This is a genomic window from Flavobacterium sp. MR2016-29, assembly GCF_015350695.1.
In the GTDB taxonomy this organism is placed as follows: Bacteria; Bacteroidota; Bacteroidia; order Flavobacteriales; family Flavobacteriaceae; genus Flavobacterium.
Genome location: NZ_JADKPU010000001.1, coordinates 397,258 through 419,710, shown reverse-complemented (window position 1 = coordinate 419,710; position 22,453 = coordinate 397,258). Strand labels below are relative to the sequence as shown.

Below are 22,453 nucleotides of genomic sequence, written 5' to 3'. Positions count from 1 at the left end.
ATAATGTAAAATAGTTATAAAGATATTTTGAACTTTAAATAGATTATAAATCAGGGCGACTTTGAATCTTTCACAAAAAGAATCTATTAAAATTTAGCCTCAAATTTTTTGATTTTGAAGTTTTTTGATTTGATAACTTTCCCATTATCTGTAATCATAATACAGCTGTATTCAGGATATTTTTGAAGTAAAAGCAATCCTTCTTTTTGACCCAAAACCATAAGGGAAGTACTGAGTCCGTTTGCTGTTTCGGCATTTGGACCAAAAACAGAAACACTGCACAAACCAGTTGCAGGATAACCCGTTGCAGGATTTATAATATGTGAATAGCGCTTGCCATTAAAAACAACAAACTTTTCATAACTGCCAGAAGTAGTGACAGCTTGCTGTTCTAAGGGAACAACTGCCAAAAGTTTTTCAGGATCAAACGGATTGGTGATTCCAATTTTCCAAGGATTTCCGTTAGGCTGTTTTCCCCACGTACTCATATCGCCAGAACCATTAATTATTCCAGCTTTAATGCCTTTTGCAATCATCATGGCTCTACATTTATCAGTTGCGTAGCCTTCGCCTAAAGCACCGAAACCAATCTTCATTCCTTTTAATTTTAAGAAAATGGTCGATTGAGCACTGTCTAAAATAATGTTTTTAAAACCAACTTTCTCTACCGATTTTTTTATGGCTTCCGCCGAAGGCATCTCGGTCATTGATCCATCAAATTTCCAGATTCTGTCCATTGCCGCAAAGCTTACATCAAAACCGCCGTTTGTTATTTCAGATAATTTTATAGCTCTTTCTGTGAGTTCAAAAACTTCTCGATCAACTTTCACGGGTTTGATTCCTGCGTTTTGATTCACTTCAGAAACTTGCGAAGTTGGTTTCCAATCTGAAATTAAATTTTCAATTCGGGTAATTTCGGCAATTACAGCCTCTATGTTTTTTTCCGCTTCAAGCGTATCATTTGCGACGATTGTAATATCAAAACGTCCTCCCATAAGCAGTGTGGTTTTTTTTCGTAAAACCTGCGCGTTGCTTAATGAGCTGCTCAGTATTATAAAGAGAATAAAAAACTTATAAAGCGTTTTGTAATTCATGGCTATAAAAATTTTAATAACAATCGGTAAGTATTTGATTGTTTTGCTTATAACTTGAAAAATCTTTATTTCCGTCTGAAAGACATAAGTTATTCAAAATCGATTCTACATCTTTTTGCATCGCAAGCGAACCGCAAATCATAATTACGCCGCCGTGATCTAATAAATCTGTAAAAAATAATGCATCGCGTTTTATTAAATCCATTACATAAAAATGTTCTGCTTCGCGCGATAAAGCCAAATGAAAACTCTGAAGCTTTTGTTTCGCTATCATTTCTGATGTAAATTTTTTGTAACCTACAACAGTTTCAGTTTCCATTCTAAAACCCGAATATAAATGAGTTTCAACTTTTTTCTTATTTTGTGCGATCATTCCAAGAAAAGGAGCAATTCCAGTTCCATTTGAAATGAGCGCCACTTTTGATGCTTTTTTAGGAAAATGAAAAGCATAATTATTGATAATTCTCGCTTTTATACTATTTCCTGGTTTAAGTTCATTTAAAAAACCAGAACCCAATCCGTGAGGATGTAATTTTACAACCAATTGGATATTACCAGAATGATTTCCAATAGAATAAAGGCGTTCTCGTGTATCGTTTGCCGGATATATAGCCAATAAATCTCCTGATATAAATTTAGCCCGCATATTGGCGCGTAATGTAACTAAGAAAGTCTGCTCTGTTTCTGAAACTACAGTTTTATCTAGAACCATCAATTTTTGCAAGCCTTTTGGAACGTGATTGTAAACAGACGGCGTCGTTGATAATGAAATACCTGCTTTGGTACTCCATAATTTTATCCAATTTACAAATTCTTGTGCGGATTTATCGTTTACTGTTTGAACATCTAGAAAACGTTCAGCCCAATTTTGAACCGCTAAAAGTGTATCAATTTCGAAAGCAAAAGCGCAAAAATCAGGATAAGCTTTTGAACCAAAACCCACTACAGAAAAGTTGATATTTTGCTGCTGATTGTGTTTCTTTAAAAGCGATAAAAATTTACTTCCGTTAGATGGAGCATCTCCCAAACCATGTGTAGATGATAAAACGATAATATGCTCTGCTTTTGGGAATACAGTATAACTGTTCAATTCTGCAATAAAAGCCTTTTGTCCGTGATCTATTAATTGTTTGAGAATTGCATTGGCAAAACGCAATGTACTTCCGTTCTCAGAACCAACTAATAAAATGAATTTACTTTCGTTAGCCTTGAATTTATTTTTGATTCTGCTTGATCTTCTTTTTAAAGTAATCGCAAAACCTGAGTAAATAAAAAAGAGAATATTTAAACAGGCAACCGCTAGAATTAAAGCCCACACAGCGTTTATTCTTCCGGTATGAAGGTCAAGACTAAAGTCTGCAAATTGAACAGTTATCGGCGACTGTTTCTCTGTAACCACAGCGCCCGTAACCTGATTTACTTCGATTTCGCGGTCTTTTAATTCAATTATATAATATTCCTCTGGATCATCTGTAAAAGGAAATTCGATTTTTTTTACATCTGATAAAAGTGTAGTTTTAAAGATAGAAGTTTTTTTGGCTTCCGCCGAAAGTTCTGTTTTTACGGGTTTCGTTTTTTCCTCACCCATGAAAAAATGAAATCTTTCCAGCGATAAATACGTTCCCGTAAGTGCTATAATCAAAATGGGAATTAAAGCCAATCTTCCTAAAACAACATGGTAATATTGAGCAAAATACTCTTTGATTACTTTCGAAAAGAAATTACGGATTCCTCTTTGCCTATTCAAAACTAAAGCAAAACCAGAAATTGAAATCAGCAGCAATAAAAATGAAATTACACCAACAAAAAAGCGTCCAGCTTCATGAAGAAATAGAGATCGATGAAAACTCGTCACCCATTGAATAAACTCACTTTTTTTTACTGGAGTTCCTAATGCTTTTCCTGTTTTTGGATCAATGTATGCGTTAATATCATTTCCATCCTCATCGATAGCCTTAAGCGTTACAAATTGATTGTAATCTACACTGAGCTCCGTAATTTCAGGATATACCTTTTTTAGCACAGGCAATGTTTCTCCCAAAGTTATTTGATTGAAATTTTCTGCCTTATATGGAAGTGTTTTTTCCTGAACAGCATCGACTGCGAGAATGATACCCGTTACAGATGCCAAAAGCAGAAACAAAGAAGAAAACAAGGCTAGAACCAAGTGTGTGTAACGCCAAAAAGAAAGAGTCATGTAATGTAAGCTATTGAGATATGATCAAAGATTTAAGCTTTGTCAAAGTTTAAATCTTTGACAAAGCTTTATTTAGCAGTAAGTAAAAATTAAATTTTACTTAATCTGACATAGCGAATATAGCCTTTTCCTTCTGTTTTATCAGCAAGACCTTCAGTAGTAAGCGGAATTTCTAAATCGCTAACATAATATTTTTGGTCTTCCACTGCCGATTCAAATCGCAATTTGTATCCTTTGTTAATTTTAGAATCTTCAATTTCAATTGTAGTAACACTGCGGTCTCCGCCAGTTACAGATGCTCCTGTTTTTGCACTGATATCAGCAGGTTTCGCAGTCTGAAATTTATTCCATTCTTTTAATGATTTGTACCATTTTTTATCGTCGCCCATTACGTAAAGTGTTTTTTCGTATTCACCATTTGGTTTAATAAGCGAAACTACAATATAAGCACCTTCTCCCATATAATTTGCCATCTGAAGCATGCATTTGTATTTGCTTTGCGCCGAAGCTTGAAAAGAAATAAGGCAGATTAATGAAGCTGTAAGCGCTATTTTAAATATTGATTTCATTTTTTTTAATTGTGAGTTGTGAATTGTGAAATGTGAGTTGTGAAATGTAAAATGTAGTTTTTAGATTCGAAATGATTAGTTTAACATAGCATTTCACATTTTACATTTTATTTTTTACTAAAAAACTATTTTAAAAATTCGATTGAAACATTTTGTTTTGTCAGAGATTCGTTTTCTTTTGCTAAAGCATACGCGCTTTCATCAAATTCTGTTGTAATTTCTTTTTTGGCACCAATTGAAAGCAGGTATTTTAAAACAGCATCATCTTTAGCAACCAATGCTGCTTTATGCAAAGCAGTTAAACCATCTTTGTTTTTAGCATTTACGTCGATATTCAAATCGGCTAATTTTTTCAGTAAAGATAAATCGTTTTTAGCTGCTGCAAAATGATATAAAGTGCTTCCGTCTTTTTGTTGAGCAGCCAAGTTTAATCCTTTTTCTTGAAGCAATTTTTCTTTAGCAGCAAAAGGGTCCTGTTTCGGATCTGGTCTGTAAGATTGTACCAAATACACGCCTAAATTATTGCCATCTTTGTCAGCAACATTTACATCAGCACCTTTTGATAAAAGCAAGGCAACTGCTTCAGGCGTTCCTGATTTTACAGCAAATATCAAAGCTGATTCTCCTTTTGTATTTTTTAAATTAATGTTTTTTGCTATTGGCAATAATTGCTCTAAAGCACCATTTTCTCTAGCTCCTGCAGCGATCATAAATGGAGTATTTCCTTCTTTATTAACTTTATTTGCATCGACACCTTTCGCCAAAAAATAGCTGATAATTTCTTTTTGATTTGGTTTTGCTGCCAAAAGATGCAATACATTCTCGCCAGATCTGTTTTCTGCAGTTGGTTTAATTTTTATTTCCTCAACTAAAAATTTATACGCTTCAAGCGAAGTTGTTTCTCTTCGATTTCCTTGTGTCGCGATCAAAAGAGCATTGTCCGTATGTTTTACTTTTCTTTCTAATAATTTTTTCAAAAGCGCAATATTTCCTGTTCTGGCAGCATAATCAAAAGCTGTATTTCCGTTATTGTCAACATCTTTAAGAGAAAGTCCTTTTGTTATAAGATAGTCGGTAAGTGTCAAATCTTTATCAGACGGAATGCCTAAAAGCAATAAATTTTCTCCGTCTTTGTATTTTTTCTTCGGATCTATTCCAGCTTTAAAAAAAGCTTCGTAAAGTGCTGGATTGTTTTGTCCGTTACTGGCAGCAAAAGCAACTGGAGTAGTACCGTGACTGTCTTCTAAATTAACATCAGAGCCTTTTGCGATTAAGTATTCTACCAATTCTGTATTTCCTCTGTAAGCTGCCCAATGCAAATAAATACGATTATCATGTGTCATTTTATTTACTGGATTTCCAGGCTGATCTAACAAGAACTTTATAGTTGCTGCTGGAGCATCGTTATTAATTGCAAGAACAACAGCATCAAAAGCATTTGTATTCGCTTCAGCTGGATTATTTCCTTTTGCTATTTCAGCTTTTACAGCCTCTGTATTGGGAGCTGTTTTCCAAAAAGAAGCTTCTAATAAAGTATTTTTTTGTTGTGCACTAACAAATAAAGTAGCGGCTAATGCTAAAGAAACAAGGATATTCTTTTTCATATTGTGGTATTTACTGTTTTAAATTAGTTCTATCTTTTTTCATTTAATCAAAATTGACTTTCTTAATCAATTCTATTTAGAATAAATAAAAATAGCGCAAATGTAAAAATTATTATTAGTAAATCAACCCTATTTATACGAGAAAATTCAAATTTAAGCTGATTTTAATCAAGTTTTTTATTTGGCCTCATTCTTATCATTAGAAGCAAAAATCTTATAAAGGTTTAATCCAAATCAAAATTATTTTCGAGCATACAAATTAAACTGTAGGCATTTTTTAAAATTGATTTGTTGAAAGACGTATAATTCGCATAAAATATTAAATTAGTACCTCAATAAATTGAAGTTAGATAACCAAAAACAATCTGGAAATGGAGAATATTACAGTAATTATAATGTTGCTATTTGGAGTTGCTTTCCTGAGCCTTATTAGTAAGCGATATAATTTTCCGGTACCAATTGTGTTGGTGCTTTGCGGTGTAATAATCAGTATTATTCCAGGACTTCCAATTATTACTTTAAATCCCGATGTTGTTTTTATTATTTTTCTTCCACCGCTTTTGTATCACGCAGCATGGTACACCAGCTGGTTTGAGTTTAAACAAACTATTCGACCGATAACACTTGCTGCTGTCGGATTGGTTCTATTTACTACAATTGCAGTAGCGATTGCGGCACATATGCTGATCGAAGATATTTCTTGGCCGTTAGCATTTTTGCTGGGCGCAATTGTTTCGCCTCCAGATGCAGTTTCTGCAACTTCTATTACAAAAGGATTAGGTTTAAATCCGAGACTTATTGCCATTCTTGAAGGAGAAAGCCTTCTTAATGATGCAAGCGGACTTGTCGCTTATAAGTATGCACTAACAGCCATCGTTGCTGGCAATTTTGTGCTTTGGCAGGCTGGATTGAATTTTTTTATTATGTCGACATTAGGAATTGCTATTGGTTTAGTCGTGGGATATGTAATGAGTATTATTCATAAAAAATTCGTTTGTGATGATATAATTGAAGCCACATTAACACTTTTAACACCTTTTGCATCTTACTTAATTGCAGAACATTTTGAATGTTCAGGTGTTTTAGCCGTTGTAACAACAGGACTGTATCTCTCAGCAAGATCTGGAAGTATTTTTACGCACGAGAGCCGCATTATGACCAACACAATTTGGAGTATTTTGACGAGTATTTTAAATGGTTTGATTTTTATATTGATAGGATTGCAGCTGCGTCACATCATTTCTGGAATTAGTAATTATTCTGGAAGTTCATTATTTATTTGGGGAGCGACTGTAAGTTTAGTGGTAATTTTGGTGCGGTTTTTATGGGTTATTCCGGCGACTTTGCTTCCGAGATTCCTCAGCAAAAGAATACGGGAGAAAGAAGAATTCGATTATCGAAACATGATTATTTTTGGCTGGTCTGGAATGCGCGGCGTAGTTTCGATGGCCGCCGCTTTGGCCTTGCCTTTAATGTTAAATGAAAAAGAAGAATTTCCCTTTCGTAATCTGATTATTTATTTGGTTTTCTGTGTCATACTTTCCACTTTAGTTATTCAGGGATTAACGCTTCCGTGGCTTATTAAGAAATTAAAATTACAGCCGTATTCTATTTTGGCAGAAGAATACGAAATTCGGAATATAATTGTTTCACAAACCATTACGCATATAGAAGACAATTTCTCGCTATTGAATGATGATTTACTTCACAACATCAAAAGCAAATATGAAGTAAAGTTTAACCGTTTGCAGAAGACAGAACTTCCTGCCAATTTTTTTGGAAAAGGAAATGTAATGGGAGGGGAAATCTTCAATGATTTTACCAAATTGCAAATTGATTTGCTGAATGTAGAGCGCGCAAAATTAGAGCTTATGCACAAACAGGGTTCAGTTAATGAAGAAATTTTCAGAAAGATAGAAAAAGAGTTAGATCTCGAAGAAACGCGTCTTTATATGGAAATGTATGAAGATTAATTTGGCGTAAAAATTAGATGATTTGATAATTTTGTGAAGGTGGAAGTTGCATTTTAGAAAGATATAGTGTCGTAAAATACCTTATATTTACATTTCTTATTTACTTATTTCATGGAAGAGAATAAACACGTAACGATCTACGATATTGCTGAGAAACTTAATTTGGCGACCTCTACAATTTCAAGAGCTTTAAAAGATCACCATTCTATAAGTGACAAAACCATAAAAAAAGTCAAAAAGACGGCAAAAGAAATGGGTTTTGTTCCTAACACTTTGGCTGCAGGTTTGCGTGGAAATAAAACCAAAACAATTGGAGTTTTGATTCCAACTGTAACACAGCCTTTTTTGTCTTCATTAATTAGCGGAATCGAAATTACAGCACAAAAATCAGACTATTCAGTTATTATTATGCAGTCGCACGATTCGTATTCTGAAGAAGTAAATATGGCTAAATCTTTATACAGCAACCGTGTAAGCGGCGTTATTTGTTCTTTAGCAATGGAAACAAGAGATACATCGCATTTTGAGCAATTCTCAAATAATAATATTCCATTAGTTTTTGTCGACAGGGTGCCAAAAGATTACAATACTTTTAGAGTAGTTATTGATAATTATTCTGCAGGATATAAAGCTACCAAACATCTTATAGATCAAGGCTGTAAACGCATCGCGCATTTGGGTGCGGGCGCTGAATTCGGTAATTTATATAATGAAAGAAAAAGAGGGTATGTTGAAGCTTTAAAAGATGCTAATTTGCCTGTTTTAGATGAACTTATAGTTGATTTAAAAGCAGTAACTTATGAAGAAGGAGTAAAAGCCAGTACTAAGTTATTTAATCTAAAGCCAATTCCGGATGGCCTTTTTGCTTCTGGAGATATTATCGCGGTGAGTGCATTGCAGACAGCAAAGAAAAGAGGCATAAAAGTGCCAGAAGATATTGCGATCATTGGATTTAATAACGACCCAATTTCTGAAATAATAGATCCTAATTTATCTACAATTACGCATCCAGCTGAAAAAATGGGAAAAGCCGCCGCAGAAATTATAATAAAAAATCTAAAGTCAGTTAGAGAAAATGATGTTCAGGAAATTACTTTTCTGAATACAGAAGTACTTGTTCGTGAATCTTCAAATAGAAAATAAATTTAAATTCAATCCCATCAAAGACGATATTTTAGAATTGCAGTTGATGAATAGAATTCAAAATTAAAATTATATTTAGAAATAAAATAAAGCCCCGAAATTTGTTTTTCGGGGCTTTTTATATTGAATTATATCTTATTGTCAACTGCGAAACAAGTTCTGTCTATAGTCGAAAGCAATAATGCCGCAGCGGCGCTGGTTAAAACTGAATAATCAAATGGTGCTTTTATAGAAACTGAAATTGCCATAGAAACAGCAAAAATCAACATAAGACAAGCTGTGCCAAAAGCAGTAATTCGAGTTCTGAATCCGGCGAATAACAACAAGCTGAATAAGATTTCAAAAAAAGTTGCAATTCCGCCTAGAATTTCGGCTGCAGGCTTGCTTGCAAAAGGATTAAGGGTATGCGTATAAATTACAAAGTTCTCCCAATTTTCCCAGGCTACTCCGGCAGATCCGGGCGCTCCCCAAAGTCCAAATCGGTCAGCTACTGCTGATAACATGGTGATTCCTAAAACAATTCTTAAAATTAAACCGGCTTTTGCTGTGGTTATGCTTTTCATTTATAATCAATTTTAATTAATATTTGATTTGGGATTAAAATTGAATACTTACAAAATTACATTTTAAACCCATCATCTTTGTCTTTGAAAGCCCAAGTTGCCATAGCTTCGATAACAGGCAGTAAACCAGTTCCTGAAGCGCTTAAACTGTAAGTTACAAAAGGAGGAACTACAGGCTTTGCTTCTCTAATAACGATATTATCAGCTTCTAATTGTTTAAGATGCTGAATTAACATTTTTTCAGTTATGGCTGGAATAGCTCTTTTTAATTCGCTATATCGCAAACTTCCGTTAGAAAGCTGGTAGATGATAATGGGTTTCCAATAGCCTCCAATTTTATCCATTACATAAGTTACAGGGCATTTTTCTAAAGCATATTGCTTATTTTCCTGAATAGTCGATGATTCTTTAATTGCTGTCATGATACATACTTTAGGGTAAGTACTTGTATAAAAGTAAGTACAAATATACCTTTGTTTCAGAAATAAAAAAATAAATAGATATGAAAATTACAATTTCAGGTTCACTAGGAAACATAGGAAAACCATTAGTTAAAAATTTAACTGCTTCAGGACATCAAGTAACAGTAATAAGCAACAGTGCTGATCGAATTGAAGAAATAGAAAAATTGGGTGCAAAATCAGCAATTGGATCAGTAAGCGATACCAATTTTTTGAAAAATGCATTCACAGACGCAGATGCAATTTTTGCCATGACACCGCCAAATTTGGGAGGTTCTAATGTTATAGCCAATACAATAGAGGCGGGTCATGCTTTTGCAAAAGCAATTGAGGAAGCCGGAGTAAAAAGAGTTGTTATGTTGAGCAGTATTGGTGCTGATTTGCCAGAAGGAACTGGACCAATTGCAGGACTTTATAACATTGAAAACATTTATAAAAAGCTAGAAAACACCTCTGTAACTTTTGTTCGCGCAGGATTCTTTTTTACCAATTTATTTAATGATGTACCGATGATAAAAGGAGTTGGTATTATTGGAGCGAATTATCCGGTAGATGTTGAAATTCCTTACGTACATCCTAAAGATATTGCAAATGCAGTGGCAGAAGAATTAGTAAAAACACAATTAGGGACAAACATCCGTTATATTGTAAGTGACGTTCGTACGCCAAAAGATGTAGCGGTTACTCTAGGTACAGCAATTGGAAAACCAGAACTGCCATGGATTGAATTTACCGATGAGCAATCTCTAAACGGAATGATACAAGCTGGATTGCCAGAAGAAATTGCCAATTTGTATACCGAAATGGGATCAGGTTTACGAAGCGGTAAAATTGCTGCAGATTTTATAGAAAATTATAAAGCTATTGATGGAAAGATTAAGCTTGAAGATTTTGCTAAGGAATTTGCTTCAAAGTTTTAATCTTTAAAAAAATGCTGTAAATATAAATAGGGGAATAGAAACTAATCTATTCCCTTTTTTATATTAATTAATCTTGTTTTATTTGGCAGTTAAATTTAGAGAGACTGTTTGCATATCTACGCTGCCAGCATAACGTTCTGCCCAAATTTCAATATAATCTCCAGTTTTCAGTTGCACAGTTCCTATAATTGGCAAAGCCATAATACCAGCAGAAGAGAAAAGTCCACTGCTAGGTTTGCCATATACTTTTGTTTCAGTAAGTACTGTACCGTTTTTTGCTATATAAAGAATTATTGTTGCATCAGCACTTGTTTGATATGAAACTGAAGCAGCTACCTGAAAATATCTTGCTTTGTTTCCTCTATACGTAATTCTGTTATTTCCGTCTTTTGTAAAACGAAATAAACTATTAGATGTAGTAGTACCCAGAACTTTAGTTCTGCTTCCTGTTCCTGTGCCACTAAATGTAGTTGTTACACCACTACCAACTGCTGCATCTAAATTAATATCACCGGTAGAATCGCCATCACCTTCACGAGAGATACCTGGTGAATCTACTGTCCATGCAAGACTAAAAAGATAACCAGGATAAGTTGATGCTGCAGCATAACCTTTAACATAACCAGAAGGAGCTGTAGTAGTTCCTGAAAAAACGGTACCCAGCAAGATGCCTGTTCCTACGGTAAGACCAGCAGTACTGACATCTAATGCAACATCGGCTGCATCAACAGTGCTGAAACCGCTATTTTTTTTGTATTAATCCGAATGTGCCAGTAAATGTTTCAAAAGTACCATTATTAGAACTAAACCATGCTTGATTGCTCAACAGTAAACTGCCAATATTAGAATACGTCATTCCAGTGGTGTTGTTTATAAACTGAACGATATTCCCGAAGTATAATCCTAAACCCGAAATATTTCCAACACTTGTTGTCATCCCATCTATAACCGTATTTTGAACCAAAAGAGAGGTAGCTGTTGCGATTCCTGGACCCGTAATATCAAAGGCTTTTGTTCCTTTTAACGTAACATTCCTGATACTGCCGCCTGTAGCTCCTTGAAAAACAACACCTGTAGATGAAATAATGTCTTCATTCGTATCTTGCCCAGCAACATACGCATTGTTTAAATTTATTGGGTTGCTTATGCTGATTGTTCCATTTATTTCATACAAGGTATTCGACGTTAATAAATAGACAGATCCTCCTCCTGCGGTAAGTTCAGGTGCTAGATCTGCAGCAGATTTTACACGTTTAAAATTAGTTCTTCCGTTCGTTCCATTTAAAATAGGCATCCAAGCCGCACCAGTAGAAGAGTAGTAATAAAACAATTTTAAATCTGTATCATACACAAGCAATCCATCTGCTGGAGTTGTTATGGCAGTTCTTTGAGCAGTTGTCATTCTCGGCGCCAGCATTCCTTTAGTAGTAGAAGTAATGTCCAGAACTGAACTGGCATTTGGTGTTACGGTACCAATTCCTATTTGTGCATTTCCGATAAAATTTAAAAAAAGAAAAAACAGCAGTAAAAATGGCTTATAATTTTGAAGAGTAGGTTTAGTGATCATAATTTCTAATATTAGTTAATGATTTTTTTATGATGTATCTTTATTTTCCAGAATTTGAAATGATAATTTTTTCAGTGAATCTTTGATTATCAATAGTTAAGAATTCGGTTAAGTAAACACCGCTGCTTAAGCCACTGGTTGAAAATGTGTAATTTTCTTCGGTTCCCAAATCTTTCTTAGACAATACTGTTTTGCCTAACACATCATAAAGCCTAAATGATTTTAATGCTAGATTGCTAGGATTTGAAACCTTTAAAGTGCTATTGGAATTATCTTGATTTACGTAAAATTGTTTTATAACATTGTCACCGACACCCATTGTTCCGCTATTTTTAAAAGCAATCTTAAATCGGTCAGCATAAATTCCTGGAGGAACAGTCACTTCATATGTTGCATTTTTGATATCGTGATAGGAATTGTCTAAGGCATCATACAAATAAACCATCTGCGAAGCATTGAAATTTATAAATTCAGGTATATAAAATTTAAACGTTGCAGTTGAAGCAGCTTTTACATTAAGTGCAATTTTTTTTGTTTCATCAAAACTAACGCCCTGAATGACATAACTGCCATTTTCTATCCAAAAGGTCACATCATTTGGGAGCGCATCATCCATATTTAATGCATCAATACCATAATCTATTCCGTCAGTTGCTTGTGGTACAAAAGCCAGCGCCAATTGTCTGGTAAATTGATTGTCAATTATGGTATTAAGTTTAAAATGAGAAACTTCTTCGACGATATCTTCATTGTTTTTTTCCGCTGAATCTTCTTTCTTGCTGGTTTTTTCTTCTGGTTTCTTTTTTTCAAATTGAGACGAGCCGAGACTTTCTTTTATAAATACTCGATGACTATTTTTAAATGTTGCTGTACCGCTTGCAGTTGCACTAATAACAAAGCCTTGACCAATAGGACAATATCGTCTATTTATTACAAGTCCAGATGTTGATCCTACATTGTTTACTGATCCATCTGGTTTATAAGAATTGAAGAATGCAGCAACATAAACACCTGAAGAAGTTAAGTCTACTGGAGAATAGGATCCATAACCGCCTCTGTAATTTATTAAAGTGTGAGAGTTAACCGTTTTATCTTGTTCCCAAAAGTACGCAATGCCTCCAGTGGCTGTATTAGAAGGATCTAAGAGAAAAGCATTTAAGTGCAAAGCCGATGGATATGGGTTTCCTGTTAACGTAGCATTATTTATCCCCAGTGTAATCGTAATATTGCCATCGTTTGGTTTTCCTCTAAAATCATATCTTTGAGCACTTCCTGGATTGTTAGTAATGCCAGTTGCTTCAGGATCTAATGCATCAGTTCCGCTTGTGCCTTTCATAGAAAAACCTTCACCTGGAGCCAATGATGTTGCACTGCCAACAAAAACCCATTGCGAGTAATTATTAGCATTAACGAGTTTATAAATCCATTTTGAAGCTATTGCAAGCGGATTTGAAGTTCCGTCAGAAATGGTTGGAGCTAGAATAGACGCTGTTGTCGAAGCAATCGAAGTTGTCGGACGGCTTAACATCGTAATTCCAAAATATTCGTTTCCTGAAGAAGCCGAAGCATTTCCAACAGGAGAACACCAATAATTATAATCATAATTATCTGATGTGCCTTCCTGATATACAGATAGCAAACCGGCTCCAGTATTGGTAGATGTTCCTGTGGCACCTTGCACTAATTGCGAATTGTTTCGTAAATATAAATTTGAATTTAAAGCTAAATTCACATCTTGTTTTACATAAAGTATTTCATTTTTTACATACATGCTCGCGTTAGGACTAAAATAAATTTGTGAGAGGCATTTTGTAGTAGCGAGTATTAAAATAAGTAATGTTGCTTTCTTCATAACTTTTACTTTTAAGTATAGTAGTAGATTCTGATTTGTTTCCTTTTTATTAAGCGTCTCCAGATAATTTAGACTTTGGTTTCTTCAGGAGATAAAACATTCCAAGCAAAACAGCACCTGCAAACAGTATCAAAATTTGACTGTCAATAGGAACCGGATCACCGACCGGAGGAGGAATTGATTGTGGTTGAGGAGGAAAAGGAACAGCATAACTTTTGAAAGCTAAGCAAAGAAATAAGGCTGATAGTAAATTAAATTTTCTGACTTTCATATGCTAATTTTAGATTTGGGTATATAAAATTCATAGATGTAAGTAGGGGTAGAAATGACAGGTAAGAATAATTTTATAAAATGTGATTAGGATTTTATTTCGAAACCTGTATTTTGCTGAAAATGAAGTTCATGAGTTTTTTTAATTTTTTAAATTAATAATAAGACATTTGTTAATTCATAAAAAATCTTATAAAAATTACCTTCTAAATAGTGCCAAAATAGGTTTATAGCATTCTTTTAACAATTACAGATTGTAGTTTAAATATGATATTTAATTAAATATACTGAAAAAATTCTTATATTTTTTAATACTATGTATAATATTTTAAGTAATTTCCTATGTATGCATAGTAATTTTACTAAAACTATTTACAATGAAAGTAAGTTAGGAAGTAAAGAATATTCTTAATGATTTAAATTCTAAACAAAAAAAAGAGCTGATCTTTAAATCAGCTCTTTTTGTTTTTATAGCGGCAAGCATTATTTCAAAATTTATAGATTAAGAATAAAGTTTTAAAGGTTTAGATATTTATACTTGCATATTATGTTCAATTATTTTAAGGATGTTTTTTGGAATTTCTTCAAAAGCTTCAATAGAATAAGGCTTAATGAGATAACCTTTTACCCCCAGCAGATCACATCTTTCCTTATAAACCGGATTTATGCTTGTAGAATAGACAAAACATGGAATATTTTTGAGTCCGTCTGTATTAAGGATTTCCTGCAGTGCTTCAATGCCGTCTATAATGGGCATATTAATATCTGTGAGAATAACGTCTGGAATTTCGTTTGAAGTATTTTTTAGATAATTTAAAAGTTCTTCGCCATTTGCTACAAGGCTGACCTTTCTAAAATCAGGATTTTTGCTGAAGGTCTCGGTGATTACATCGGCGTCATCGTGATCGTCTTCGGCAATAATTATATGTAAGTTGTTTTTTTCTAACATTTTAGTAGATAGGGAAATAAAGATTAAAAGTGGTACCCTCATTCACTTGACTTTCAACAGTAATATGTCCTGAATGGTTCTCCATTATTTTTTTGCAAATCGAAAGACCAATACCATTTCCAGAATATTCATTTTTAGCATGAAGTCGCTGAAAGATAGTAAAAATTTTAAGGAGATGAGTTTTTTCCATTCCTATACCATTGTCTTTTATCTGAATCTTCAAAAAAGCATCTTTATTTTTTGAGTTTTCTGATTCAAAATTATTGGTTTCAAAAATTTGTATGACAGGAGGAATATTTGCTTTGCTGTATTTAATAGCATTTGATATAAGATTAGAAAAAAGCTGGCGCATTTGCACTTTAGATGCCTTTAATGTTGGAAGTTTTCCAATTTCAATAATCGCTTTTTTATCAGAGATTATAATTTCTAAATCATCTTTTACTTCAGAAATGATATCAACTAAATTTACTTCTGTACGTTCTTCCTGAGCCGTATGCGAAGAATACTTTACTAAATCATCAACAAGTGAGTTTAATCGCAATGCCGATGATTTCATGACATGCATGGCTTTTGCATCAAGATCTAAAAGGTTAGAGGCATTTATTCTGCCGCTGTACATAACAATTTTTCGCAGAGGTTCTTTAAGATCGTGTGAAATTACATGAATAAATTCTTCAAGATTTGCATTTATACGATTTAATTCGTTGATCTTTTCTTCGAGTTCTCTTTGATGGCGTATTAGGGCATCTTCATGTTTTTTCTTTTCAGTAAGATCTGTAATCACAATTCCAATTCCTAAGACAGCCGGCTCTAAGTCTGTAACTGCTATATAAGCAGGAAAAGTTTTTTTGTAGTTTTCAGTTTTAAATATAATTTCATGCGTATTAATACCATATTTCAAAGCTTCCATTATAGCAGAAAAATGATCCTGATTTTGGAAATAGTCATAAATGTAATTTCCAATAATTTTTTCAGAAGGTATGCCTACAAGTTTTGAGAAAAAATCATTACAATATAGTATAAGCCCGTTTCTAGAAACACTCAGTGCACCTTGTCCAAATTTCTCAATAAGAAGTCTAAATGTATAGTCGGCCGTTTCGAGTGAATAAATCTCTGGAGTACCATTTGTATTTACTACCAGCGCATCAACATCTCCCTGCTTTATGGCATCAACAATACTGTTAGATTCATAAAGCTGCTCTTTTAATGAGGCTATTTCAGCTAATAAAGATTCAATATTTGTATTATTATCCTTCAAATTATTCACGTATGTTTAGAATTCTTAATACTTTCTCTTTGTCTGACAAATCGCCCAGAATTATTCTTCTTGGTGCAGGATTTATTTTGATTAAAGTAGGTATTGCTACTATTTGATGTATCATAGCCTGCTCGGTATCACGACTAATATCAATAATTTCTAATTCGTAATTATTTTCAAGATATTTATCGCAGATTTTGCGCAGGTTTTCTATGGCATGGCCTGATTTTACAGACATACCAGAAACAAAAAGCATAAATTTATGTTTAGTTGAACTTGAGCCATCAGATGAATCGTCCATTTTTTAAGAGTTTAAGGGTTGGATATTAAGCCCCACAAGTACCCTTTCCTCATTCGAAAGATCACCAATAATCTTACGGATAGGTTCTGGAAATTTTCTCACTAATGTAGGTACAGCAAAAATCTGATCACCTTCTGCCAATTGAGGATTTTTAAGCAAATCAACAATTTCAATGCTGTAAATTCCTTTCAAATGTTCTTCGGCGTATTTTTTTATATTTTCAAGTGCCGTAATTGATTTTGGTGTCTGGCCAGCTATATATAATCGTAACTGCCATTCGGCTACAATTTCTTTTTTCATATTATTTCTTTTTAGAAGCGAGTTTTTCCTGCAGCTCTTCAGTTGCTTTAAGTATACTTAACTCTTCTTCAGCAGATTCAAACTCAGTCTTGAGCGCTTCTATGTTTGCTTCTAAGACTTTTCGCTTACGTTCAATTTCGCGGTCTTTTCGACTGATTTCATTCTGAAGCTTAATATCTGACATTGTTTTCTTGAATTGATGTGATTTTCTTGCAGCACCAGTAAGAATTCCTTGTGGTCCTAATTCGACATCTAATAATTCAATTCCTTTATTTGTAATTACAAACTCTCTAACTTGATTCGAATGTCCCATTCCTCTAGATTTTACAATGAAGATTCCACGGTTTCTTTCGCCAATTCCTTCCATATCGCGAACCGTAATCCACGTATCTACAAGTGATGATACAGATTCTTCTGCAAGATCTGGCCTAACACTGTCTGTCTGTTTGTTTAATGATGTAAAAAGCGCTGTAATATTATTTGCTTTCAGCATATCAATAAGCCTCACCAGCATCGAACGAACTTCATGTTCGCTTCCTACTGTAATAAGATTACTGATGGGATCAATAATAATTGTTGTAGGCTTAAATTCCTTAATTAGTTTTCTAAGCGTGAGCAAATGCAATTCAAGTCCGTTCAGCGAAGGTCTTGAAGAATGAATCTGCAAAATACCTTTGTCAATATGTTTCTGAAGATCAACATTGATTGATTTCATGTTTCGTACCAATTGCTGTGGCGATTCTTCAAAAGCAAAATAAATTGTTCGCTCTTTATTTTCGCATTGCTGATTGGCAAAATAACAGCCAATCGTGGTTTTAGCCGTTCCAGCGGTTCCAGAAACCAAGATATTGCTCCCGCGATAGAAACCACCGCCTTCAAACATTTCATTTAAGCCTGTTAACCCAGTCGGCACAATGTCAGAAGAAACTTCGTTATCTAATTTCAATGAGGTTATCGGAAGTACAGAAATTCCTTCTTCATCAATAAGAAAAGGATATTCGTTTGTACCATGAGTAGAACCTCTATATTTTACAATTCGAAGTCTTCTGGTTGACACCTGTTCGATTACACGATGATCTAAAACAATAACACAATCTGATACGTATTCTTCTAAACCTTGGCGCGTAAGCGTAGCTTCACCGCGTTCTCCAGTAATAATTGCTGTTACGCCTTTTGTTTTAAGCCAATGAAATAATCGTCTTAATTCTGCTCGTAATATCGCTTGATTGTCAAGGCCTGAAAATAGAGACTCAACAGTGTCTAAAACTACTCTTGTCGCTTTTATAGAATCGATTGCATGTCCTAATCTGATGAATAGACCTTCTAGATCATATTCACCAGCTTCTTCAATTTCAGATCTTTCAACCCGAACATGATCGACTACCAGTTTTTTATCAGCTTTAAGCTGCTCAAGGTCAAAGCCAAGAGATTTTACATTTAATGTAAGGTCATCCGAGGGTTCTTCAAAAGACATGAAAACTCCGGGTTCGTTATACTCTGTAATACCTTTAATAAGGAATTGCATTGATAACAAAGTTTTTCCGCAGCCGGCACCACCGCAGATTAATGTAGGACGCCCTTTTGGAAAGCCTCCATCAGTAATCTCATCTAGGCCATCTACTCCTGTAGGAGTTTTAGGAAAAATAAAACTATGTGATTTTGATTGTACTTGCACGTTTATAAATATTCTGTTTACTCAAATATACGTTTTCCTAATTTATTAACAATTAAAAATTATTAAAGATTTAACAGCTGTTTAAAGAAATTTCGAACATTTTGAATGAACATCATATAAAATAAGGTTGTAAATTATTAAATGAATTAAAAGACGTTAATGGCTTGTTACAGAAAGATCAATTAAATATTAATTTTAATGAATATGTTAAATTTTAATTTGAAGATGTTCCAAAGTTTTCCCTACTAGAGTCTTCTTGCCAACCAACGCAAACCCTAACTTTACATATAATTTTTTAGCATTCGGATTATCTTCATCTACCAGCAAACCTAAAGTCTGTTTTTTTTGATTAACATATTTTTCGATTAAAAACTGCAATATTTTAGATCCAATTCCTTTTCCTTGATGTTGTGGGTCTATGCCCAAAGCATCAATGTAAAATTCACCGCTTTGCGTTTCATCTTCCGGATGAAAGTCTGGGTTAAAATTAGCTCGAACATATTCTATAACTGGAATTCTTAATTTCTCTAATGTAGCACCATCATAAATATTGACAGCACCTATAATTTTATTTTCTTCTTCGGCTACAAAACAATTTTGATAAGAATATTGATTGTTTTCCTTTTCGACAAAATGCAATAAAAAATCTTTTGCAATGTCTAAATCTTTTTTGCCAATGAATTTATACACAATATCTTCCATTGCGAGCAGCAGCATAGGAGCGATTTGCGGTGAATCTTCAGAGAGTGCTTTTCTAATAATCATTTTTGATGTTTTTAAATGTATTCAAAAGATGAATATGTACAAATATACAATGAACTTATACCATTATTAAAATTTTATCTGCCCTTATCTTTGTAGTATATTTTAAACTAAAAATTTAAAAAAATGAAAGCAATAGGATTTAAAACATCGTTACCCATACAAGAAAGAGAGAGCTTTATAGAATTCGAAGCTCCAAAACCAATTCCAGGTCCAAATGATTTATTAGTAAAAATCAGTGCAGTATCTGTAAATCCAGTCGATTTTAAAATTCGTCAGAACAGCGCAAAAGATACTGTTCTGGAGACGCCTAAAATTATTGGGTGGGATGCTGTTGGAATTGTAGAAAATGTGGGAGAAAATGTGCGCTTGTTTGAAATTGGCGATCCAGTTTACTATGCAGGTGATATCACCAAACAAGGCAGCAACGCCGAATATCAGATTATTGATGAGCGAATTGTGGGTAAAAAACCAAAAACATTAAGTATCGAAGCAGCAGCCGTGATTCCGCTAACGGCTTTGACTGCATGGGAAATATTGTTTGACCGCATCAGAATCAATCCAGAAAAAGACAAAGGCAAAACGATTTTGATTATTGGCGGCGCTGGCGGCGTTGGTTCGATCGCGATTCAGTTGGCGAAGAAAATTGCCGGATTAACCGTTATCGCAACCGCATCTCGACCAGAAACAATAGAGTGGTGCAAAAAGCAAGGAGCTGACTTTGTAGTAGATCATAAAAATTTAATTGCTTCTGTGCGTGAAGCCGGATTTCAAAATGTTGATTTTATTTTAGATTTTGTTGATACCAATTTTTATTGGGATACTATGGTTGAACTTATTAAACCGCAAGGACATATCGCGTCGATTACAGGAAGCAGTGATCCAATTGTTTTAAATAAACTAAAAAACAAAAGTGCTTCTTTTTCTTGGGAATTAATGTACACACGTTCGATGTTCGAAACAGAAGATATGATAGAACAACACCATATTCTTAATAAAATAGCCGATTTATTAGATGAAGGCATTTTGAAAACAACGCTGAACGAAACCTTAAACGGACTTACAGCAGAGAATTTCAAAAAAGCGCACGAACTTTTAGAGTCAGGAAAAACGATCGGAAAAATAGCGGTGAAATTTTAGAGCATTGATTTACAAAAAATAAAAAAATCCCAATCATTGGGATTTTTTTATGCGTTTTACTTTTTTATTTTCTTTATTAAAACTTGTACTCCGGGAGAGTCAATACTTTCAAAATTCATATACAATTCTGAATCCTCATAATGAATGTAAAAATTGTAATCTACATTAAAATGTTAATGAACAGCCGTCGCAGCATCAAATATTCGTAAAAAGTTACCGCCGCCAATTTTTATAATTTCATTTTCTGTAAACCCTGTTTTAAGCATAGCGTCAACTACAGTGTAATAAAAACCTTCTGTTTGGTCTTTCCATGTAAAATTGGTTCGCTCGCCAGGGCGTTCCTGTTTTTGATTGTTTTGCGGTTTTGGGCCATTTTCGCCCGATTTATTTGGAGATCTATACGATGGAGTCAGCTTAGTATCGGTTCCAATGCAAACATGATCAATGCCAGCTACATCAACCATAACTCTTATATTTTGGGCATACTCGAAAGGCGTGTCTGCTAAGTGCGTCCAGACTCCAATAACACCGCCTGCATCTGCAACAATTTTTGCCTGCTCTTTGCTGATTAGTCTCGGTTTCATCATTTTAGCAAAATTTTCATTTTGACCTAATTGTGTATCGAGACCGGTATGAGAAATTAAAACAGGTTTAGTTGCGATTTTCAGCGCTGCATTTACAGTCGTATTATCTGCGTGAGAAAGATCGACAAGAATTCCGAGTTTGTTGCATTCTTTTATAACATCTGCTCCAAACGAAGTCAGTCCGTTAAACTGAACCGGATTGGTAAAAACATCTCCTAAAGGTACAGACGCATCATGATCGTGAAGCAAGCCTAAATGGCGTAAACCTCTGCCATAAGCGACATTTAAGCGGTCTAATTGTCCTTCAAGAAAATGGCCGCCTTCAACAGATTGAATAACCGTTGGCTTTTGTTTTTTATGGGCTGTTTTGATATCAGATAAATTAAGAGAGCGTTTCATGTTGTTCCTTTCCAAGATTTTATCCATAGCATCAAGGCCATTTATGAATCGGGTATAAGCGTCTCCGGGATTTTTCAATTGCTGATAATCTACGGCAAATGTCATACATATGGCGGCTAAGCCAGATTTCTTCATTTCGCCAGAAAGATCAATTTGCGGTCCTGGCAATTCTGCCGTGTTTAGCGGCACATCAATATGATTGTGCGTGTCAATTCCAATTCCGATTATTTTAGATACAATTGCTGCAGTCGCAGGATCTAATTTACTGATTGCCCAAGATAATTGAGGCGTTAGCATAAGGGCGGTTCCGGCTCCCGTTACGGTGGTGATAAACTGCCTGCGGGACCATTTTTGTTCCGTTTCTTTCATAAATTTCAAATAGATAATTTGATGTTGAACAAAAGTAAGTATAAAATAATGGTATAGAAATGACAATCGACAGAGAAGGAAGAAGAGCCGATGAATTTATTGTTTAGTACTATGAATTATTAAAATTAAAATGGCGCAGCTTCAAAAGAAGATGCGCCACAAGAATGCTAAATATTTTGGGACTGGGGGAATCTCAAAAACTTAACGTTATGATTGCTCATCAATTATATCTCGCACACTGCTGATAAAATTGTCAGTATTTTTAATTTCTTGTTTAATGTATAAGTTGTATTCGAATAATTTGAACTGTTCGATCATATCCTTCTTAAGAAATTTAATCATCGATTCGATACTTCGCGTATCCTTTTCAGTTTCTCTTCTTAGTTCGCGCTGTTTGCTTTCTAAGTATTCTAAAGTCTTTTTTAACCTCTCAATGTGTACTTTTTCCAACCTGTGATCTGCTTAAAATTTAATAAAAAACGATATTCTAGGAATGTGATAGC

At 34.2% G+C, this 22,453-nt stretch carries 22 protein-coding genes; 4 read left to right on the top strand and 18 right to left on the bottom strand.

Annotated elements, in window-relative coordinates; translation table 11 throughout:
• Positions 1-86: 86 nt before the first annotated feature.
• The 4 genes from IR010_RS01950 to IR010_RS01935 form a co-directional block, all read right to left on the bottom strand.
• Positions 87-1,094 (bottom strand): FAD:protein FMN transferase, encoded by a 1,008-nt coding sequence (locus IR010_RS01950; RefSeq protein ID WP_194601127.1) that lies wholly within the window; start codon positions 1,092-1,094, stop codon positions 87-89.
• Positions 1,095-1,107: 13 nt separating this feature from the next.
• Complete coding sequence (locus IR010_RS01945) at positions 1,108-3,291, bottom strand: PepSY domain-containing protein (protein WP_194601124.1); 2,184 nt, start codon at positions 3,289-3,291, stop codon at positions 1,108-1,110.
• A gap of 89 nt (positions 3,292-3,380) precedes the next feature.
• The gene (locus IR010_RS01940; RefSeq protein ID WP_029269851.1) at positions 3,381-3,860 is read right to left on the bottom strand and encodes a DUF2271 domain-containing protein; all 480 of its coding nucleotides are present in this window, start codon (positions 3,858-3,860) and stop codon (positions 3,381-3,383) included.
• A 125-nt stretch (positions 3,861-3,985) separates the two neighbouring features.
• Complete coding sequence (locus IR010_RS01935) at positions 3,986-5,464, bottom strand: ankyrin repeat domain-containing protein (protein WP_194601122.1); 1,479 nt, start codon at positions 5,462-5,464, stop codon at positions 3,986-3,988.
• Positions 5,465-5,835: 371 nt separating this feature from the next.
• Between IR010_RS01935 and IR010_RS01930 the strand changes: the two genes are divergently transcribed.
• Complete coding sequence (locus IR010_RS01930; RefSeq protein WP_029269854.1) at positions 5,836-7,437, top strand: Na+/H+ antiporter; 1,602 nt, start codon at positions 5,836-5,838, stop codon at positions 7,435-7,437.
• A gap of 111 nt (positions 7,438-7,548) precedes the next feature.
• Positions 7,549-8,580, top strand: coding sequence for a LacI family DNA-binding transcriptional regulator (locus IR010_RS01925; protein ID WP_029269855.1), 1,032 nt, complete (start codon positions 7,549-7,551; stop codon positions 8,578-8,580).
• A gap of 128 nt (positions 8,581-8,708) precedes the next feature.
• On the opposite strand, the gene IR010_RS01920 is transcribed toward IR010_RS01925, so the two are convergent.
• Positions 8,709-9,143 (bottom strand): DoxX family membrane protein, encoded by a 435-nt coding sequence (locus IR010_RS01920; RefSeq protein ID WP_194601119.1) that lies wholly within the window; start codon positions 9,141-9,143, stop codon positions 8,709-8,711.
• A 56-nt stretch (positions 9,144-9,199) separates the two neighbouring features.
• Complete coding sequence (locus IR010_RS01915; protein ID WP_029269859.1) at positions 9,200-9,565, bottom strand: winged helix-turn-helix transcriptional regulator; 366 nt, start codon at positions 9,563-9,565, stop codon at positions 9,200-9,202.
• Positions 9,566-9,645: 80 nt separating this feature from the next.
• Between IR010_RS01915 and IR010_RS01910 the strand changes: the two genes are divergently transcribed.
• Complete coding sequence (locus IR010_RS01910; protein WP_194601116.1) at positions 9,646-10,524, top strand: NAD(P)H-binding protein; 879 nt, start codon at positions 9,646-9,648, stop codon at positions 10,522-10,524.
• Between the two features lie 78 nt (positions 10,525-10,602).
• Here the strand turns inward: IR010_RS01910 and IR010_RS20050 are convergent, their stop codons facing one another.
• From IR010_RS20050 to IR010_RS01865, 10 genes are all read right to left on the bottom strand, one after another.
• A complete protein-coding gene (locus IR010_RS20050; protein WP_228515066.1) occupies positions 10,603-11,190 on the bottom strand; it encodes a hypothetical protein in 588 nt (195 codons plus the stop codon).
• Between the two features lie 76 nt (positions 11,191-11,266).
• Positions 11,267-12,091, bottom strand: a complete 825-nt coding sequence (locus IR010_RS20045; RefSeq protein ID WP_228515065.1) for a hypothetical protein — start codon at positions 12,089-12,091, stop codon at positions 11,267-11,269.
• Positions 12,092-12,131: 40 nt separating this feature from the next.
• Complete coding sequence (locus tag IR010_RS01900; protein ID WP_228515063.1) at positions 12,132-13,943, bottom strand: T9SS type A sorting domain-containing protein; 1,812 nt, start codon at positions 13,941-13,943, stop codon at positions 12,132-12,134.
• Positions 13,944-13,992: 49 nt separating this feature from the next.
• Positions 13,993-14,214, bottom strand: coding sequence for a hypothetical protein (locus IR010_RS01895; protein WP_194601113.1), 222 nt, complete (start codon positions 14,212-14,214; stop codon positions 13,993-13,995).
• A 531-nt stretch (positions 14,215-14,745) separates the two neighbouring features.
• Positions 14,746-15,162, bottom strand: coding sequence for a response regulator (locus tag IR010_RS01890; RefSeq protein ID WP_029269869.1), 417 nt, complete (start codon positions 15,160-15,162; stop codon positions 14,746-14,748).
• 1 nt (position 15,163) lies between these two features.
• Positions 15,164-16,429: a sensor histidine kinase gene (locus tag IR010_RS01885; protein ID WP_194566430.1), complete on the bottom strand. Its 1,266-nt coding sequence runs from the start codon at positions 16,427-16,429 to the stop codon at positions 15,164-15,166.
• A complete protein-coding gene (locus tag IR010_RS01880) occupies positions 16,422-16,721 on the bottom strand; it encodes a circadian clock KaiB family protein (RefSeq protein ID WP_029269873.1) in 300 nt (99 codons plus the stop codon). Before IR010_RS01880 ends, IR010_RS01885 begins: the two co-directional genes overlap by 8 nt.
• Before the next feature lie 3 nt (positions 16,722-16,724).
• Complete coding sequence (locus IR010_RS01875; protein WP_194566426.1) at positions 16,725-17,021, bottom strand: circadian clock KaiB family protein; 297 nt, start codon at positions 17,019-17,021, stop codon at positions 16,725-16,727.
• A 1-nt stretch (position 17,022) separates the two neighbouring features.
• On the bottom strand, positions 17,023-18,696 hold the full coding sequence (gene kaiC / locus IR010_RS01870; RefSeq protein WP_194566424.1) for a circadian clock protein KaiC: 1,674 nt from the start codon (positions 18,694-18,696) through the stop codon (positions 17,023-17,025).
• Positions 18,697-18,903: 207 nt separating this feature from the next.
• Positions 18,904-19,461, bottom strand: a complete 558-nt coding sequence (locus IR010_RS01865; protein WP_194601110.1) for a GNAT family N-acetyltransferase — start codon at positions 19,459-19,461, stop codon at positions 18,904-18,906.
• Between the two features lie 123 nt (positions 19,462-19,584).
• On the opposite strand from IR010_RS01865, the gene IR010_RS01860 reads away from it, so the two are divergent.
• Positions 19,585-20,598 carry a zinc-binding alcohol dehydrogenase family protein gene (locus IR010_RS01860; RefSeq protein WP_194601107.1) on the top strand — a complete coding sequence of 338 codons (1,014 nt, stop codon included), beginning with the start codon at positions 19,585-19,587 and terminating at the stop codon, positions 20,596-20,598.
• A gap of 173 nt (positions 20,599-20,771) precedes the next feature.
• Here the strand turns inward: IR010_RS01860 and IR010_RS01855 are convergent, their stop codons facing one another.
• Together IR010_RS01855 and IR010_RS01850 are read right to left on the bottom strand one after the other, a co-directional pair.
• Positions 20,772-21,950: a dipeptidase gene (locus IR010_RS01855; protein ID WP_194601104.1), complete on the bottom strand. Its 1,179-nt coding sequence runs from the start codon at positions 21,948-21,950 to the stop codon at positions 20,772-20,774.
• A 207-nt stretch (positions 21,951-22,157) separates the two neighbouring features.
• On the bottom strand, positions 22,158-22,400 hold the full coding sequence (locus IR010_RS01850; protein WP_029269887.1) for a hypothetical protein: 243 nt from the start codon (positions 22,398-22,400) through the stop codon (positions 22,158-22,160).
• Between the last annotated feature and the right edge of the window lie 53 nt (positions 22,401-22,453).

Excerpts from the sequence above, each read along its gene's own strand:
- IR010_RS01950 (WP_194601127.1), bottom strand. The coding sequence starts at position 1,094 with ATGAATTACAAAACGCTTTATAAGTTTTTTATTCTCTTTATAATACTG.
- IR010_RS01895 (WP_194601113.1), bottom strand. The coding sequence starts at position 14,214 with ATGAAAGTCAGAAAATTTAATTTACTATCAGCCTTATTTCTTTGCTTA.
- IR010_RS01865 (WP_194601110.1), bottom strand. The coding sequence starts at position 19,461 with ATGATTATTAGAAAAGCACTCTCTGAAGATTCACCGCAAATCGCTCCT.
- IR010_RS01915 (WP_029269859.1), bottom strand. The coding sequence starts at position 9,565 with ATGACAGCAATTAAAGAATCATCGACTATTCAGGAAAATAAGCAATAT.
- IR010_RS01925 (WP_029269855.1), top strand. The coding sequence starts at position 7,549 with ATGGAAGAGAATAAACACGTAACGATCTACGATATTGCTGAGAAACTT.
- IR010_RS01920 (WP_194601119.1), bottom strand. The coding sequence starts at position 9,143 with ATGAAAAGCATAACCACAGCAAAAGCCGGTTTAATTTTAAGAATTGTT.
- IR010_RS01900 (WP_228515063.1), bottom strand. The coding sequence starts at position 13,943 with ATGAAGAAAGCAACATTACTTATTTTAATACTCGCTACTACAAAATGC.
- IR010_RS01930 (WP_029269854.1), top strand. The coding sequence starts at position 5,836 with ATGGAGAATATTACAGTAATTATAATGTTGCTATTTGGAGTTGCTTTC.
- IR010_RS01860 (WP_194601107.1), top strand. The coding sequence starts at position 19,585 with ATGAAAGCAATAGGATTTAAAACATCGTTACCCATACAAGAAAGAGAG.
- IR010_RS20045 (WP_228515065.1), bottom strand. The coding sequence starts at position 12,091 with ATGATCACTAAACCTACTCTTCAAAATTATAAGCCATTTTTACTGCTG.
- IR010_RS01945 (WP_194601124.1), bottom strand. The coding sequence starts at position 3,291 with ATGACTCTTTCTTTTTGGCGTTACACACACTTGGTTCTAGCCTTGTTT.
- IR010_RS01940 (WP_029269851.1), bottom strand. The coding sequence starts at position 3,860 with ATGAAATCAATATTTAAAATAGCGCTTACAGCTTCATTAATCTGCCTT.
- IR010_RS01855 (WP_194601104.1), bottom strand. The coding sequence starts at position 21,950 with ATGAAAGAAACGGAACAAAAATGGTCCCGCAGGCAGTTTATCACCACC.
- IR010_RS01890 (WP_029269869.1), bottom strand. The coding sequence starts at position 15,162 with ATGTTAGAAAAAAACAACTTACATATAATTATTGCCGAAGACGATCAC.
- IR010_RS01910 (WP_194601116.1), top strand. The coding sequence starts at position 9,646 with ATGAAAATTACAATTTCAGGTTCACTAGGAAACATAGGAAAACCATTA.
- IR010_RS01935 (WP_194601122.1), bottom strand. The coding sequence starts at position 5,464 with ATGAAAAAGAATATCCTTGTTTCTTTAGCATTAGCCGCTACTTTATTT.
- IR010_RS01875 (WP_194566426.1), bottom strand. The coding sequence starts at position 17,021 with ATGAAAAAAGAAATTGTAGCCGAATGGCAGTTACGATTATATATAGCT.
- IR010_RS01880 (WP_029269873.1), bottom strand. The coding sequence starts at position 16,721 with ATGGACGATTCATCTGATGGCTCAAGTTCAACTAAACATAAATTTATG.